Source organism: Puia sp., assembly GCF_036500295.1.
Classification (GTDB): domain Bacteria; phylum Bacteroidota; class Bacteroidia; order Chitinophagales; family Chitinophagaceae; genus Puia.
The window spans coordinates 1-14,576 of record NZ_DASYCH010000014.1 but is presented as its reverse complement, the minus strand read 5'-3'; the positions used below and the strand labels follow the sequence as shown (position 1 = coordinate 14,576).

Here is a 14,576-nt window from a genome sequence, read left to right as displayed (position 1 = left end):
GCGTTGGTTTTTGAAGGCCGGTCGCGGGGTGGCGGGTGGCATGGTTTTTTTGCCACTGGATGAAAACACGGTTATGAAACGAAGCCTTCTGATGTACTTGCCGGCCCTGCTCGTGATAGCGGGTATGGCCTTTGCCGGGTGCGGCGGCGGGGATGCGTCGCCGAAGAAGATGGCGGCGGATTCGGTTTCGCCGACGGGGCCGGCGCCGGATAACAACAGCGCCAACAATCCTTCACTGGCCGACACCAATTATGAAAAAGACCGGACGCGGCCGATCACCGATACGATGAAGCCCAAACGCTAGGCGGGTCCAGGCCCGCGGGCTGCGGCAACGGCGGGGCCTTCGCTGAATAAGTTCCGGGCAGTATGGGGCGCGCTAGAGGTCTTTGTTGATGGTGAAAAAGAAGCGCGAACCCTGTCCCGGCGAGGCTTCCGCCCAGATATGCCCCTGATGCAATTCCACGATCTTTTTGCAATGTGCCAGGCCGATGCCGGAGCCCTCGTACTGCGTCCGGCTATGCAGCCGCTGGAAGATGATAAAGATCCTCTCGAGAAACTGCCGTTCGATGCCGATGCCGTTGTCGCTGACGGCGAATTGCCATTTCCCGCCTTCCTGGGCGGCCGACACTATTATTTCGGGAGCCCGTTCGGGGTGGCGGAATTTGATGGAGTTGGCGACGAGGTTCTGGAAGAGCAGTTTTAATTCGGTGGGGTAGGCGTTGAGGACGGGGAGATGACCGGTGCTGATGCGGGCGCCGGATTCGCGGATGGACTTACCCAAATCGGCGATGACCTCGTCGAGCAGGTTGTTGCAGTTGACGGGCATGGCTTTTTTCTCGCGGCCGATACGGGAATAATCGAGCAGGTCTTTTATGAGGGTCTTCATCCGATCGGAAGCCTGTGAGAGGTAGTTGAGATAGATATGCCCGTTGCCATCCAGTTTCTCCCGGTATTCTTTCTTTAGCAGGTCGACAAAACCCGAGATGGTGCGAAGCGGCTCCTGGAGATCGTGTGAGGCGACATAGGCAAACTGTTCCAGTTCCTGGTTGGTGCTCTCAAGTTCCTGGGTTCGCTGGCGGACCTTTCTTTCGAGGCTGCTGTAGACTTCCTGGTTTTCCTGTTCGAGTTTATACAATTCATCGGCCATCGAGTTGAAATTGTTGGCCAGGGTGCCGATCTCGTCGGCGGAATAGGCCCGGGCCTTGCGGCCATAGTTCCCTTCTTTTACGGCGCGGGAGGCGAGGAGGATCTCGGTCAGCCCTTTCTGGATGCCGCGGCTGACGGTGATGGCCAGGATGAGGCCGGTGCATTCGACGGTGAGGGCAACGATGAACAGCAGCCGCAGCACCACCCCTTCCAGCCAGCGGGAGCCTTCGCCGAGGGCGTAGGAGAACTCATCTTCCTGTGGAGTGAGGCGGTCGTTGAGCGGGTCGATCTGGTTGAGGAGCGCGTCGATACCCCCGGGGGAGTGGATGGGGGAGTTGATCTCTTCGTGCAGGCGGCGGCCGAGGGCGACGAAATCGAGGATGGTCTCGTCGGCTTTTGTCCAGGCGACGATGGCGCGATGGATATAAGAGTTGCTATGGAACCGGCGGAAGAGTTTGATCATTCCGTCGACGTCTTCGGGGTGGTTACGGCCTTCTTCGAACCCCTGGCGAACGGTGTCGAGGTTGGGATCGGGTTTACTCAGTTCGAGCCGGGCTTTATGATCGCCCATGTTGACCTTCAGGTATTCCTGGAATTTTTCGTAATCCGCCTCGTCATGCGTGCGGGCATATTTGAGCATCTGATAGAGGCCGTCCTTCTGGGCCTTGGACCAGAGGCCTTCGCCGCCCACATAGGCGCGAACAGATGACAGGGTGTTGATGGAGAAGAAGAGCACTACCAGTTCGATGGCGATGAGCAGGGCCATGATGCCGACCGTGAAATAGAGCTTTTTGGCAATAGAGATATCCCTGAACCATCGGAAGACGGATCGTTTCATAATATAGGTTTTGGTAAGCGCAGGTTGGTTGAGGGAGGTACAAAGTAATAAAAAAAAGCGACCCAGCCACCATCGGTGGCCGGGTCGCTTTAAATTAATGTTACTACATGACGGGTTTCCGTTTGCTCACCGTGAGCACATAGATGCTCATGACGATGGACAGATAGGAAGCGAGGACCATCAGGCTGCTCATATTATAATTGGTGTGCGTAAAAAAATGGTAACCGGTGAGACCGTTGAGCACGACGGCAATCAGCAGGACCAGACTAATTAGGTATTTCATACTTGTCAGTTTTAGAGTATTTACTGTCTATATCATAGACCCGGGCAGGGGCTGCCCGTTTACTAAGGAAATGCTAAAGCCTTCGGGATTAATTAGTAAGGGGTTGTGTTGCCGGGCCCGGCGTTTAACATACCTTTAAACCTTTACCGAAAAACACTGTTAGCCGTTATGAAGCAAAAAATCCTCATTACCCGGCCGCTGTTCCCGGATGTGGTGGACAGACTACGCGAATATTTTGATGTGACGATCAACGAAGGTCCGCGCTACACGAGCCAACAGTTGCACGCGGCCCTGCAGGAGATGGACGGGGCCATCGTTGCCGGCGGTGAGAAGATCGATGACACGGTGGTGAAGGGATTGCCGCGGCTGAAGGCCATCTGTGTGTCGGCGGCGGGATATAACAATGTGGATGTGGCTTCGCTGACGAGAGCCGGGATCATCGGCACCAACTCCCCCGGTCCCGCGGACGAGACGGTGGCGGATTTCACCTGGGGGCTGATGATCGCTACGGCGCGCAAGCTGGTGGAGGCTGCGCATTGGGTGGAGCAGGGACAGTGGAAGAGCAATGCCGGCAGCCGGTGGTTCGGCGCAAATCTTTGCGACAGGACTCTTGGCATCGTGGGCATGGGGCGCATCGGCCAGGCCATTGCCCGGCGGGCGATCGGATTTCGGATGAAGGTGCTCTATCATAACCGGCGGCGCGTGGACCCCGCGATCGAGGCGGAATGCCGGGCGGAATACCGGGGCAAGGACGAACTGTTGCGCGAGGCGGACTTTGTGGTCCTCGCGATGCCCTATACGCCGGAGAACTATCATCTCATCGGCGCCCGGGAACTGCAGCTAATGCGCGGTTCGGCGATGTTGTTCAATATTGCCCGCGGCGGACTTATCGACGAGCCTGCGTTGGCGGCAGCGCTGCAGGAGAACCGGATCGCGGCCGCGGGATTGGATGTCTTCGAAGGCGAGCCGGCGGTATATCCCGGGCTGATGGGGTTGTCGAATGCCGTGCTCACCCCGCATATTGCCGGCGGGACGGCCGAGGCGCAGCATGGATTGGCGAGCCTGGCGGCGGATAACCTGATCGCGGCGCTGGGGCTTGGACCGCAGGCGGGGAAGCCGCCGTCGGTGTTCAATCCGGAGGTACTACGTAAATAGAATGTAACACATGATACCAGCCCGTCCGGTATGGAGAACGGTTCGCGTCCTCTTACTCATTTGCTTTCTTCTTTTTGTCGCGATACAGTTTATCCGGCCGCCGCTGGATAATCCGCCGGTCACCGCGGATCTCGAGGCGCCGCCGCCCGTGAAAGCCATTCTCCGCCGCGCCTGCTATGATTGTCATTCCAATGAAACGCGGCTGGCCTGGTTCGATCAACCCGCTCCGGCCTATTGGCTGGTCGTCCGCGATGTCAGGGCGGGACGCCGGGTGTTGAACTTTTCCAACTTTGGCAGCTTGCCAAAAGGCGTGCAGGCGGCGAAGCTTTTCGAATGCATCATGCAGGTGGAACAGCAAGCGATGCCGCTGTCGCAGTATGCACTATTGCATCACGGCGCGACAATCGATCAAGCCGCGATCGGCGTGCTAAAGGAGTATGCTTCGGCCATCGGGTATCATGCGAAGCCCGATACGGGGCGGGAGCGGGCGCAGGCGGAGCAATACACGAGTTGGAACGCGGCAAACGACGCGACGAACCTTGCAACCAATGTCGCCATCAGGGACGAATATAACGGAGTTGCCTATGGGCCGCTGGCGGGCTTTCCCACCTGGAAGGCCGTATCGACTACCGAACGCTTTGACAACGGCACCCTCCGCCTCATCCTGGGCAACGACATAACGATAAAAGCGATCCGGGAAGGCCACACAAATCCCTGGCCCGATGGAGCCGTCTTTGCCAAGGTGGCCTGGGACCAGCTGCCGGACTCCTCGGGCGCCATTTATGCCGGGGCGTACAAGCAGGTGGAGTTTATGATCAGGGACGGCCGGAAATATGCCTCCACGTTTGGCTGGGGTTTTGCGCGCTGGGTCGGTGGCCTGGCGATGAAACCGTATGGAAAAGATGCGTCGTTTGCGGAGGAATGCGTGAACTGTCATCGTCCCGTGGCGGCCTTCGACCATACGTTCACGATTCCGCTGGCCGATACGCTTTCGCTGTATGACCAGGCGGCCTTTCTGCCGGACAGCGTCGACAGGCACCCGTTGATGGGGAAGGTGATCACGACGATGGTGGATACACGGGGACCAACGATGTCGACACTATATGGCAACGACCTCGCCCTGAAGGCAGCCCGCAAGGGACAATCTTATTACCCGGGAGCATTCTATGCCCTGGTCACCTGGGGGCAACGGGATGACCCGCATTGGTTTGGCGGGCGGATACCAAAAGAGCTGGTGAAGGTGGAAACGGTGGAATGCACCACCGGTGGGGAGGTGCACAGGAGCGTTTACCAGGGGATGCCGTTGAAAAAGATGCCTGACGGATCAATGAGTGCGAAACGTGCGCAGTATATTACGGCCTTAAAAGCATCGGTATTTCCATGATCTTCGATTTTCGTTTACAGGTGTTTCATACGGTAGCCAGGCGGCTCAACTTCACCAAAGCGGCGAAGGAACTCTTCATCACGCAGCCGGCTGTGACCAAACATATCCATGAACTGGAGCAGCAATTCAAGGTAAAACTATTCGAACGCAACGGCACCCATATCCGGCTCGCGCCGGCGGGGAAACGCCTGCTCGAACATACCGAGACCCTGTTTGCGGTATACCGCAACCTCGAGTTCGATATGAGCACGCTGACGCAGGGGCATAGCGGCAGGCTGATCCTCGGGGGGAGTATGACGACGGCGCCCTATATCATCCCGCCGATACTCGCCGATTTTCATCGCCGGTATGCTGAGGTGGAGGTGAGCCTGATGAGCGGCAATACCCAGCAGATCGAGCAGGCGCTCGAGGCGAAGGAGATCGACCTGGGGGTCGTGGAAGGGTACTCCCGCAATTCGGCGATCCGCTATACGGAATTTATGAAGGACGAGATCGTGCTGGTGAGCAACCCCGCGCATCCGCTTGCCCGGCGCCAGAGTATCCGGCCGGAGGAGCTGACGAAGATCCCCCTATTGTTGCGGGAGCCGGGTTCGGGGTCGCTGGAGGTGCTGGCGAATGCGTTGAAGGGCGTTGGGCTGCGGTTGTCGCAGCTGAAAAAGGAGATGCAGCTAAACAGTACCGAGATGATCAAATCGTATTTGCTGCATGCTCCCTGTATGGCGTTTGTTTCGGTGTATGCAGTAAAGAAAGAACTGCAGAACAACGAATTTGTCGTCGTGGAGGTGAAGGGGCTGTCGGTCGGCCGGAACTTCTATTTTGCGCGGCTGCAGGGGGAGACGCAGGCGCTGCCCGAGTTGTTTATGCGGTTTGCCCTGCACTATGGTCAAAAAGGCGGCTTATAGCCTTATTCGGCGGGTATCGAATGGTGCTCGTGGACGATCGTCCATTGCTGGTTTATCTTCTTCAGTCCGACCGTAAGCCTGAACGGGAGGTGGATATAATCTGCAGACCCGCTCTTGTCGGAACATTTCATTGTCGCAAAACAAAAAGCCACCTCTTCACCGGCGACGACCTCCAGGTGATCGATGTCGAATACTCCCGGTTTTGTATTGGCGAAAAACACGTCCCAGGTTTTCCGGTAGGCATCGAGACCGATGGACTGGAAGGGCGGCGGCACGTCGTACATGACGAAATCGGCGGAATGATGGGCGAGTATCGCGTTGAGATCTCCCCGACGAACGGCGGCGGCCCAGTCTTCGATGAGGCGGCGGATGGTGGCTTGGTTGTCCATACAGGTTGTAGTTTAACGGGACAAACATACGGGAAAACCGGCCGCTTTTCTTATAACTTCAGGTTATCACTCATTACCATAAGCGATTTCCTTTCGGTGTGCGGGTGACGGAACTTTGTATCCTCAAGAATGAAAACTATGGATACGATAAAAGTTCGCGACAGGCATGCCTTTATCCGGCAGGTGGTCTTTGCTGTGGGGGTGTTGTTTTGTCTGACGCCGCTGGTGACGGCGCCGATGGCCCTGGTGCTGGGGCTGGTGATCGCCCTTTTTGTAGGGCATCCATTTTTACATTTGAATCATAAGGCGACGCATATCCTGTTACAGGTGTCGGTGGTGGGGCTTGGGTTTGGCATCAATGCTGCGACGGCGCTGAAGGCCGGCCGGGAGGGCTTTTTGTTCTCGGTGGCGTCGATTGCCGGGACGCTCGGTTCCGGCTTGCTGCTGGGCTGGTGGATGAACATCGATAAGAAGACCTCGCTGCTGATCTCGGGTGGGACGGCTATCTGCGGCGGGAGCGCGATTGCGGCGTTGGCGCCGGTGGTCCGGGCCGGCGAGCGGCAGGTGTCGGTGGCGCTGGGGGTGGTCTTTATCCTGAATTCGGTGGCGTTATTCCTGTTCCCCGTGGTCGGCCATTGGCTGCGGCTGAGTCCCGCGCAGTTTGGGCTGTGGAGTGCGATCGCGATCCATGACACCAGTAGTGTGGTGGGTGCGGCCGCGAGATATGGGCCGGAGGCGTTGTCGATCGCCACGACGGTGAAGCTGGCGCGGGCGTTATGGATCGTTCCGGTGTCGCTCGGCGCGGCGTTGTGGTTTCGCGGTGCGCGCGGTGCTGCGGGGGACGGTGCACGCGGCGCAGCGGGCGGTAGTGTGCACGGCGGTGCGCGGCAGCAGGAGACCGCGAAGATCCGTATCCCCTGGTTTATCGGGTTGTTTGTGGTGGCCATCCTCCTGAACACCTGGGCGCCGCTGCCGGCGCTGAGCCGGGTGGTCGTCGGGGCGGCGCATATCGGGTTGACGCTGACCCTCTTCCTGATCGGGAGCGGCCTGTCGCGGCAGGTGCTGAAAAGTACCGGCGCGAAGCCGCTGTTGCAGGGCGTGATCGTCTGGGTGCTGGTCGCCGGCGCGACGTTGTGGGCAGTGGTGGGGTTGGCGCGGTGAACAGGGATGATTTCGAATCCAGGGTAAAAAAAAGACCGGCATCGCGCCGGTCTTTTTTTTTATTTAGTAGCGGTAGTGTTCGGGCTTGAACGGACCGGCCTTGGGGATGCCGAGATAGGCAGCCTGGGCGTCGGTGAGTTCGTCGAGCTGAACGCCGATCTTCGCGAGGTGGAGACGGGCAACCTTCTCATCGAGGAGCTTGGGCAGCACATATACCTTGTTCTCGTATTTGCTGTGGTTGGTCCACAGTTCGATCTGCGCGAGGGTCTGGTTGGAGAAGGAGTTGCTCATCACGAACGAGGGGTGGCCGGTGGCGCAGCCCAGGTTGACGAGACGGCCTTCCGCCAGGATGATGATGTCCTTGCCGTCGACATTGTAAACATCGACCTGGGGCTTGACGGTATCCTTGGTGTTGCCATAGCTCTTGTTAAGCCACGCCATATCGATCTCGATATCGAAGTGACCGATGTTACAAACGATGGTCTTGTCCTTCATCAGGCGGAAATGCTTTTCGGTGATGAGGTCGCGGCAACCGGAGGCGGTGACGACGATGTCTGCTTCCTTCACGGCGTCAACCATCTTCTTCACTTCGAATCCGTCCATAGCGGCCTGGAGGGCGCAGATGGGGTCGATCTCGGTGACGATAACGCGGCAGCCTGCACCCTGGAGGGAAGCGGCGGAACCTTTACCTACGTCGCCATAGCTACCTACAACGGCGACCTTACCGGCCATCATGACGTCGGTGGCGCGGCGGATAGCGTCCACGAGGGATTCTTTACAGCCGTATTTGTTGTCGAACTTGGATTTCGTAACGGAGTCGTTTACGTTGAAGGCGGGGATGGGGAGGGTTCCCTTTTCCATCCGCTCGTAAAGCCGGTGAACACCCGTGGTGGTCTCTTCGCTGAGACCCTTGATATGTTGCACCAGTTCGGGGTATTTGTCGAAAACGATGTTCGTCAGATCGCCACCGTCGTCGAGGATCATGTTCAGCGGGCGGTCGGTGCTGCCGAAGAAGAGCGTTTGCTCGATGCACCAGTCGGCGTCTTCGAGGGTCTGACCTTTCCATGCAAAGACGCCGATACCGGCAGCGGCGATGGCGGCTGCGGCCTGGTCCTGGGTGGAGAAAATGTTACAGGACGACCATTTTACTTCGGCGCCAAGGGCTACGAGCGTCTCGATCAGCACGGCGGTTTGGATGGTCATATGCAGACAGCCAGCGATGCGCGCGCCCTTCAGGGGCTGCTTCGGGCCATATTCTGCGCGGATGGCCATCAGACCGGGCATTTCCGCTTCGGCGAGGCGAATCTCTTTACGGCCCCATTCGGCGAGGCTCATATCTTTCACCTTATAAGGGAGCTTCAGATCGATGCTCTGAGTTTTCGTTGACATGGAATTTGTTTATTTTGGCCAAAGGTAAAAATAGTAGAACAAAAATATAGCGAATGTTTATAAATTTGGAACAGATATCCATTTTTTAACATTCCAGTAGAACAAAATACGGTTGAGCTATGGAAAAAGACCCCCAAAAAGAAAAAGCGGCTGCGGGCCCGGTGGAGTTGGATGAGAAGGACAGGGCAATATTACGCCTGTTGCAGGAGAATGCCAAGATCACCGTGCGCGAGATAGCGGCGAAGGTGCATCTGAGCACGACACCCGTGCACGAACGGATCAGGCGCCTGGAGGAGACAGGAGTCATCCGGCAATATGCGACGTTGCTGGATCATTCCAAGGTGAAGAAAGGATTGCTGGCCATCTGCTATGTCTCGCTGAAGGAGCATAACAAGCGTTCGGGCGCGAAGTTTATCAAAACGATGCAGGAGATGGGCGAGGTGCTGGAGTGTTTTATCATTTCCGGGGAGTTCGATTTCATGCTGAAGGTGGCGGTGGAGAGTATGGATGCCTATTATGATTTTCACGTCAACAAGCTGGGGCAGGTGGAGAATATCGGGCATGTGCAGAGCACCTTTGTGATGGGCGTGGTGAAACAGTCGCACCAACTAATTTCGTAAATTGCGGGTAATATTTTAAAAAGAACGCTTATGTACGCATACGACACGGTTGCCGAGGCGGTCAATGGCCTGAAGCTGCGGGGCTATACCATCGATTTCAACATCGAAGCCGATAAGATCTTTTGTCCGAAGACGCCGCTGGCGCTGAATCCCGCGGATTTCGAGATCACGGAATTCTACAGGTTCGAAGGGGAGAGCGATCCCGCCGACGAGGCGGTGGTTTATGCGATAGAATCGAGTAAGGGCGACCGGGGGTTGCTGGTAACCGGATTTGGGATCACCGCGGAAGGGATGGGCGAGGAGATGATCGAAAAACTGAGGGTGAAACGATGATCACTATCCGCGAAGCCCGGGAGGCCGATATCCCCGCCCTGCTGGCCATTTACAATCACGTTATTCTTAATACGACCGCTGTCTATACCTACGAGGCCCAGACGCTGGAGGCCCGTGCCGCCTGGTATGCCGATAAGCTGGCTTCCGGCTATCCGGTGTATGTCGCGGAGGAAGGGGGACAGGTGATTGGCTTTAGTTCGTATGGGCCGTTTCGCGCATGGCCGGCCTACAAATACACGATCGAGAATTCCGTTTATGTCACCGAGGAGCAGCGGGGCAAGGGGGTCGGCAAACTGCTGATCCGGCCGCTGATCGACTCGGCACGTGCAAAGGGCTATCATGCCGTCATCGCGGGGATCGATTCGTCGAATACCGCCAGCATCCGGTTGCATGCGTCTTTCGGGTTTGCCGAGGTGGCGCATTTCAGGGAGGTAGGGTATAAGTTTGGCCGGTGGCTGGACCTGACGTTTATGGAGCTGCTGCTGGAGACGCCGGCAGATCCGGTGGAGAGATAGTAAAGAAATTGCTTGCTGGGGCCAGGTGGTGAGATCAGCGGGCGGTCAATAGCCGGGCGACGACCTTGTCGATGGGGAGGGTCACGCTTTCTTCATTGAACCGGGTCCGGGGGATGAAGCGGAAGGTTTCGCATTCTTTTTTCTCCGAATAGATCTTCAGCTCGCGTTCGTCGAAGTCGAAGGGTTTGCTTCTCAGCGGGGCCCTGATGGGTTCGAGGGCACGGACGTAGTAGTAGATGCTGATGATCTGGTGTTCGGGATTGAATGCGGACATCTGGAAGAAATCCGTCGTATAGAGATGGTCGGTGACTTCGACGCCGAGGTCCATCTCTTCCTTGAATTCTCTTTTGAGGCAATCCCTTGTACCCTCGCCGAACTCGAGACCGCCGCCGGGGAACTTGGTGTAGTAGCCGCCGCGGATGTATTCGTCGCTGACGAGGATATCGCCGTTGTCGCCGAGGAGGATGCCGTATACTCTTACGTTGAACATATTGTTTAGAACCATTTTTTCTTCATAAAATACCAGCTGATGACGATGGAGATGCCCACCGACAGCAGGATCGGGATATAGAAGGTGTCGGAGCCGGGGATTGGCGAATGTACGTTCATCCCGTAGATGCCGGTGACCAGGGCGGGCAGGGACAGGATGATCGTGATGGAGGTGAGCCTTTTGAGCACATTGTTCATGTTGTTGTTGATGATGCTGGCAAAGGCGTCGAGCGTACTGCTGAGGATATTGGTATAGATGTTGGCCATTTCAAGGGCCTGGGACATATCGACGGCCAGGTCATCGAGAAACTCCTTCTCCTCTTCGGTGAGCCCGAGGAAGTTGGTGCGGACCAGCTTGAGCAGCAGCATTTCGTTGCTTCGGAGGGCGGTGACGAAATAGACCATGCTTTTTTGGATGCGCATGAGTTCCAGGAGTTCTTCATTGCGATTGGACGCATAGAGTTTTTGCTCCATGAGGTTGCGGCGCTGGTTGATCTCCTTGAGATATTCCATATACGTTTGGGTTATCTTCTCGAAGACCTTCAGCACCATCATATTCTTCTTGTCGGGGTGCCGGTTTTGGAAGGTGTTGAGGAACTTCTTTATGGCGCCGTTCTCGAACGAGTTGACGGTGACGATCTGGTTATGGGTGAGGATGATGCAGATGGGGATCGTTATATAGTAGGCGTCAGATTCATTAAAGGAATTGTTCTCCGTGGGTGTTTTGATGACGATGAGCTTCACTTTGTCTTCCTCTTCGAAGCGGGCGCGTTCGTCGATGTCGAGGGAGTCGGTGAGGAAGTCGAGGGGGATATCCAGTTCTTCGGAGAGTCCGGTGAATTCCTGGTGTTTGAGTGGGGGGAGGATATTGATCCAGTCGCCGTCCACGGCGCGATCGACCTCTACAGTTTGATGGTTATCGTTCTTGAAGTACTGGATCATGGTTTGGGGGGGGTGGGGCTAGTTGTCGATGTCGCCCTGGAAGACCTTTTCGGCGGGTCCGCAGAGCCAGATATTCTCGTAGGCGCCGTCTGCCGTGCGGTCGAAGCGGACGGTCAGCTTGCCGCCTTTTGTGATGACTTTTACATAGTTATAGCCGGCTTCGTTGTGAAAGCAGGCGAGGGCGCTGGCGGTGACGCCGGTGCCGCAGGACAGGGTCTCGTCTTCGACGCCGCGTTCGTAGGTGCGGACGACGATCTCGTCGGGGCGGCGTTGTTCGACGAAGTTGACGTTGATGCCGTCTTTGGCGAAGTCGCTGCTATAGCGGATGTCCATGCCTTTGCGGAAGACGTCGAGTTCCATGACGTCGGAAACCATCTGGACATAATGGGGGGAGCCGGTGTTGAGGAGGAAGTCACCGTGAAAGTCGTCGATATCGTTTACGTCCTTCATTTTGAGGCTGACGACGCCGTCGTCGTCGATCTCGGCCAGGTGGGGGCCGTCGACGGCGATGAAGCTGTATTCGGTTTTTTTGATGCCTATATCGCTGGCGAACTTGACCATACAGCGGCCGCCGTTGCCGCACATGGAGCTTTCGCGGCCGTCGGCGTTGTAATATTTCATTTCGAAGTCGTAGCCCGTGTGGGGGTTGAGGAGCATGAGGCCGTCGGCGCCGATGCCGAAGCGGCGGTCGCAGAGAAATTTTATGCGATCGGTGGTCAGCGCGGTGTAGGACCAGTTGCGGTTGTCGAGGATGATGAAGTCGTTTCCGGTTCCTTGATATTTGAAGAAGTGCATTTGGTTCATAGCGAGGGCAAAAATAGCCTTTTCAGGCGAACCGGAGCACAGCGACGGTGTCCGAAGGACAGATATTGGCCCCACCGGGCGCCGGCCCCCTCCCTATAGCCCTTCGACGATCGCCAGGGTCTCGCGGATGAGTCTGCCGATGGTGGCGTCGCCGTCCTTTGAGAACTCCTTCGAGATGCGGTTGGCTACGATGGCGCTGAGGCTCAGGCAGGAGTGACCGAGGAGCTTGCCCAGGCCGTAGATGCCGGCCGTTTCCATCTCGAAGTTGGTGATGCGGTGGGGGCCGTAGGAGAAGGCGGTGAGGCGGTCGATAAGATCCGGCTGTGCGAGGCCCAGGCGGAGGACGCGGCCCTGGGGACCGTAGAAACCGGGGCAGGTGACGGTGATGCCGTGGTGGAAGCCGCTGGTGAAGTGGCGCAGGAGGGTGGGGCTGGCGGCGCTGAGATAGGGTTGGGCGAGGCGCTGGTGCAGTTGGGTCTGGGTGGCGAAGGATTGGAGGAGTTCGGTCTCGTCGGGCGCCGGCTCGTTGCGGTAGAAATTGAGGAGATTGTCGATTCCGAGGCCGTGGGTGGAGGCGACGAAGCTGTCTGCGGGTATATCTTTCTGTAAGGAGCCCGAGGTGCCGATGCGGATGATGGTGAGGTGGGTGAACTCTTTTTTCAGGGTGCGGGTGGTAAAGTCGATGTTGACGAGGGCGTCGAGCTCGTTGAGGACGATGTCGATGTTATCGGTTCCGATCCCTGTGGAGACGACGGTGATGCGTTTTCGGCCGATGCGGCCGGTATGGGAGACGAACTCGCGGTGCTGGAGGCGGTGTTCGATGGTGTCGAAATGTTGACTAACTTTGGTTACGCGGTCGGGGTCGCCGACGGTCAGGACGACGGGGGCCAGTTCTTCGGGGCGAAGGTTGAGGTGGTAGACGGCGCCGCGGCTATTGATAAAGAGTTCGCTTTCAGGGATTGGTTGCATAAAATGGGCGGAATATTTTTTAGAATTCTGCGAAATTATCTTAATTTTGCAGCTCCTCAAAAAATGTGGCCCCGGAAGGGGCCTATTTTGACGGGGATGCCGCCTGATTCGCTTTAAAACCGTAAATTTTGGGGCGGATCCGGCGAAAAAAGATGGTTCTGTGGCCGAGTGGCTAGGCAGAGCTCTGCAAAAGCTTCTACAGCGGTTCGAATCCGCTCGGAACCTCGAGAAAGAACACGGTAGTGTGCAAAAGCCGCCCTTTGGGCGGTTTTTTTGTTTGCGGAGGAGGCGGCGCGAGCGTTGCTCGTGATCGGCGAAGCCGCGAACAAAGCCCGGGCGGACGCAGGACGACCGGGTGGCACTCCGGAGTTGTTCTTTCAAGCCCCCAAATCGGCGGATCACCGGCGGCGCCTGAGCGGTAGCGAGGCATACGAGCGAGAGCGAAACATGCAAGCGAAGCGAACCACGCAAGCGAAGCGAAGAGGACGGCCGAGGAGGCCGCTGTTAAGCGAGGCCGAGGAGGCAGGTCCGACGAATGTCGGCGCCGATGGTAATCTGCGAGGAACGTCTTTAGCGGACAAGATGGAAAATTGACCATTCTGCCCGCTTTTTTGCGGAAAGCCGTGTACAGACTGAATGTGGTGGCGATGACGCCGTCACTGCACAGAAAAGATCGCCGGGATAACCCCGGCGATACCTTCGCACCATCTATCCCTTAAAATATTGCTCCTCCACGATCAAACCGTTCTCCCAATTCGAAAGCAGGATCTCGTGCCAGTAGATCTTGCTTCCATCCTTCATGTCGAAGTCGAAAACAAACTCCGCAAAGGTTACTCCGTCGCCTACTGCTGAACGGCGAAGGCTGATCTCGTTGACCTTCGCAAGAGCCGCCACGAAATTTTTCATCGTAGTTGTGTGTTCGTCCTTGCTGTTGGTCGTGGTGCCAGTAAAATCGATTGTCTTTGTTTTTGGTGCATAGAACTTCTCGCTGGCTTCGACGATCTGGCCCTTTAAGATCATTTGATTCTTTTCATTGAACAATTGTTCCAGGTTTTTTGACATTGTTTTTTGTTTTTGTGTTTTTGAATTGATTAAGCATTCCATCCGCCATCGAGCGTCTTCATTATCCCGGCTCCTTTTCCAGCGCCTTTGAAATAAAGTTTCTGTTGGTTTGATGCAGATGTTTACACCTTGTGACAACAAGTACAGAAATTTTGTTCGGGCTTCGCTAAATTGATATGGCTAACAATTTAGTGG

At 56.6% G+C, this 14,576-nt stretch carries 17 protein-coding genes and 1 tRNA gene; 9 read left to right on the top strand and 9 right to left on the bottom strand.

The genetic code is table 11. From position 1 onward, the window contains the following. Positions 1-73: 73 nt before the first annotated feature. Complete coding sequence (locus VGM48_RS04545) at positions 74-304, top strand: hypothetical protein (RefSeq protein WP_331576534.1); 231 nt, start codon at positions 74-76, stop codon at positions 302-304. A gap of 72 nt (positions 305-376) precedes the next feature. Here the strand turns inward: VGM48_RS04545 and VGM48_RS04540 are convergent, their stop codons facing one another. Together VGM48_RS04540 and VGM48_RS04535 are read right to left on the bottom strand one after the other, a co-directional pair. Next, positions 377-1,984 carry a sensor histidine kinase gene (locus tag VGM48_RS04540; RefSeq protein ID WP_331576533.1) on the bottom strand — a complete coding sequence of 536 codons (1,608 nt, stop codon included), beginning with the start codon at positions 1,982-1,984 and terminating at the stop codon, positions 377-379. Between the two features lie 103 nt (positions 1,985-2,087). Further along, the gene (locus tag VGM48_RS04535) at positions 2,088-2,267 is read right to left on the bottom strand and encodes a hypothetical protein (RefSeq protein ID WP_331576532.1); all 180 of its coding nucleotides are present in this window, start codon (positions 2,265-2,267) and stop codon (positions 2,088-2,090) included. 168 nt (positions 2,268-2,435) lie between these two features. Between VGM48_RS04535 and VGM48_RS04530 the strand changes: the two genes are divergently transcribed. Genes VGM48_RS04530 through VGM48_RS04520 form a run of 3 tightly spaced genes read left to right on the top strand, consistent with a single transcriptional unit; the run spans position 2,436 to position 5,708 of the window. After that, on the top strand, positions 2,436-3,422 hold the full coding sequence (locus tag VGM48_RS04530; RefSeq protein WP_331576531.1) for a D-glycerate dehydrogenase: 987 nt from the start codon (positions 2,436-2,438) through the stop codon (positions 3,420-3,422). 10 nt (positions 3,423-3,432) lie between these two features. Then, entirely contained in the window at positions 3,433-4,806 is a 1,374-nt protein-coding gene (locus VGM48_RS04525; RefSeq protein ID WP_331576530.1) for a cytochrome P460 family protein, read from the top strand. Next, positions 4,803-5,708: a LysR family transcriptional regulator gene (locus VGM48_RS04520; RefSeq protein WP_331576529.1), complete on the top strand. Its 906-nt coding sequence runs from the start codon at positions 4,803-4,805 to the stop codon at positions 5,706-5,708. The genes VGM48_RS04525 and VGM48_RS04520 overlap by 4 nt, the downstream gene beginning before the upstream one ends. Positions 5,709-5,710: 2 nt before the next feature. Here VGM48_RS04520 and VGM48_RS04515 read toward each other — a convergent pair whose 3' ends face one another. Continuing rightward, the gene (locus VGM48_RS04515; RefSeq protein ID WP_331576528.1) at positions 5,711-6,097 is read right to left on the bottom strand and encodes a YybH family protein; all 387 of its coding nucleotides are present in this window, start codon (positions 6,095-6,097) and stop codon (positions 5,711-5,713) included. 138 nt (positions 6,098-6,235) lie between these two features. Between VGM48_RS04515 and VGM48_RS04510 the strand changes: the two genes are divergently transcribed. Beyond that, positions 6,236-7,258, top strand: a complete 1,023-nt coding sequence (locus tag VGM48_RS04510) for a YeiH family protein (RefSeq protein WP_331576527.1) — start codon at positions 6,236-6,238, stop codon at positions 7,256-7,258. A gap of 63 nt (positions 7,259-7,321) precedes the next feature. Here VGM48_RS04510 and ahcY read toward each other — a convergent pair whose 3' ends face one another. Further along, the gene (ahcY, locus tag VGM48_RS04505) at positions 7,322-8,647 is read right to left on the bottom strand and encodes an adenosylhomocysteinase (protein WP_331576526.1); all 1,326 of its coding nucleotides are present in this window, start codon (positions 8,645-8,647) and stop codon (positions 7,322-7,324) included. Positions 8,648-8,766: 119 nt separating this feature from the next. Between ahcY and VGM48_RS04500 the strand changes: the two genes are divergently transcribed. From VGM48_RS04500 to VGM48_RS04490, 3 genes are read left to right on the top strand one after another with little or no spacing between them, the layout of a single operon-like run. Continuing rightward, entirely contained in the window at positions 8,767-9,267 is a 501-nt protein-coding gene (locus VGM48_RS04500; protein ID WP_331576525.1) for an Lrp/AsnC family transcriptional regulator, read from the top strand. A 30-nt stretch (positions 9,268-9,297) separates the two neighbouring features. Continuing rightward, on the top strand, positions 9,298-9,600 hold the full coding sequence (locus tag VGM48_RS04495) for a hypothetical protein (RefSeq protein ID WP_331576524.1): 303 nt from the start codon (positions 9,298-9,300) through the stop codon (positions 9,598-9,600). Further along, entirely contained in the window at positions 9,597-10,115 is a 519-nt protein-coding gene (locus VGM48_RS04490) for an N-acetyltransferase family protein (RefSeq protein ID WP_331576523.1), read from the top strand. Before VGM48_RS04495 ends, VGM48_RS04490 begins: the two co-directional genes overlap by 4 nt. Before the next feature lie 34 nt (positions 10,116-10,149). Here the strand turns inward: VGM48_RS04490 and VGM48_RS04485 are convergent, their stop codons facing one another. The 4 genes from VGM48_RS04485 to VGM48_RS04470 form a co-directional block, all read right to left on the bottom strand. Further along, positions 10,150-10,605, bottom strand: coding sequence for an NUDIX domain-containing protein (locus VGM48_RS04485; protein WP_331576522.1), 456 nt, complete (start codon positions 10,603-10,605; stop codon positions 10,150-10,152). Positions 10,606-10,610: 5 nt separating this feature from the next. Beyond that, positions 10,611-11,546 (bottom strand): magnesium transporter CorA family protein, encoded by a 936-nt coding sequence (locus VGM48_RS04480; protein ID WP_331576521.1) that lies wholly within the window; start codon positions 11,544-11,546, stop codon positions 10,611-10,613. An 18-nt stretch (positions 11,547-11,564) separates the two neighbouring features. Next, on the bottom strand, positions 11,565-12,350 hold the full coding sequence (dapF, locus tag VGM48_RS04475) for a diaminopimelate epimerase (protein ID WP_331576520.1): 786 nt from the start codon (positions 12,348-12,350) through the stop codon (positions 11,565-11,567). Between the two features lie 93 nt (positions 12,351-12,443). Next, positions 12,444-13,319 (bottom strand): nucleoside phosphorylase, encoded by an 876-nt coding sequence (locus tag VGM48_RS04470; protein WP_331576519.1) that lies wholly within the window; start codon positions 13,317-13,319, stop codon positions 12,444-12,446. Positions 13,320-13,473: 154 nt separating this feature from the next. Here VGM48_RS04470 and VGM48_RS04465 point away from each other — a divergent pair. Then, positions 13,474-13,544 (top strand) — tRNA-Cys (locus VGM48_RS04465). A 483-nt stretch (positions 13,545-14,027) separates the two neighbouring features. Here VGM48_RS04465 and VGM48_RS04460 read toward each other — a convergent pair. Beyond that, entirely contained in the window at positions 14,028-14,381 is a 354-nt protein-coding gene (locus VGM48_RS04460) for a hypothetical protein (RefSeq protein ID WP_331576518.1), read from the bottom strand. Positions 14,382-14,576 lie beyond the last annotated feature (195 nt).

Coding starts and splice junctions, on each gene's coding strand:
- VGM48_RS04545 (WP_331576534.1), top strand. CDS start 74: ATGAAACGAAGCCTTCTGATGTACTTGCCGGCCCTGCTCGTGATAGCG.
- VGM48_RS04520 (WP_331576529.1), top strand. CDS start 4,803: ATGATCTTCGATTTTCGTTTACAGGTGTTTCATACGGTAGCCAGGCGG.
- VGM48_RS04525 (WP_331576530.1), top strand. CDS start 3,433: ATGATACCAGCCCGTCCGGTATGGAGAACGGTTCGCGTCCTCTTACTC.
- ahcY (WP_331576526.1), bottom strand. CDS start 8,647: ATGTCAACGAAAACTCAGAGCATCGATCTGAAGCTCCCTTATAAGGTG.
- VGM48_RS04480 (WP_331576521.1), bottom strand. CDS start 11,546: ATGATCCAGTACTTCAAGAACGATAACCATCAAACTGTAGAGGTCGAT.
- VGM48_RS04460 (WP_331576518.1), bottom strand. CDS start 14,381: ATGTCAAAAAACCTGGAACAATTGTTCAATGAAAAGAATCAAATGATC.
- VGM48_RS04530 (WP_331576531.1), top strand. CDS start 2,436: ATGAAGCAAAAAATCCTCATTACCCGGCCGCTGTTCCCGGATGTGGTG.
- VGM48_RS04490 (WP_331576523.1), top strand. CDS start 9,597: ATGATCACTATCCGCGAAGCCCGGGAGGCCGATATCCCCGCCCTGCTG.
- VGM48_RS04510 (WP_331576527.1), top strand. CDS start 6,236: ATGGATACGATAAAAGTTCGCGACAGGCATGCCTTTATCCGGCAGGTG.
- VGM48_RS04515 (WP_331576528.1), bottom strand. CDS start 6,097: ATGGACAACCAAGCCACCATCCGCCGCCTCATCGAAGACTGGGCCGCC.
- VGM48_RS04540 (WP_331576533.1), bottom strand. CDS start 1,984: ATGAAACGATCCGTCTTCCGATGGTTCAGGGATATCTCTATTGCCAAA.
- VGM48_RS04470 (WP_331576519.1), bottom strand. CDS start 13,319: ATGCAACCAATCCCTGAAAGCGAACTCTTTATCAATAGCCGCGGCGCC.
- VGM48_RS04485 (WP_331576522.1), bottom strand. CDS start 10,605: ATGTTCAACGTAAGAGTATACGGCATCCTCCTCGGCGACAACGGCGAT.
- dapF (WP_331576520.1), bottom strand. CDS start 12,350: ATGAACCAAATGCACTTCTTCAAATATCAAGGAACCGGAAACGACTTC.
- VGM48_RS04535 (WP_331576532.1), bottom strand. CDS start 2,267: ATGAAATACCTAATTAGTCTGGTCCTGCTGATTGCCGTCGTGCTCAAC.
- VGM48_RS04495 (WP_331576524.1), top strand. CDS start 9,298: ATGTACGCATACGACACGGTTGCCGAGGCGGTCAATGGCCTGAAGCTG.
- VGM48_RS04500 (WP_331576525.1), top strand. CDS start 8,767: ATGGAAAAAGACCCCCAAAAAGAAAAAGCGGCTGCGGGCCCGGTGGAG.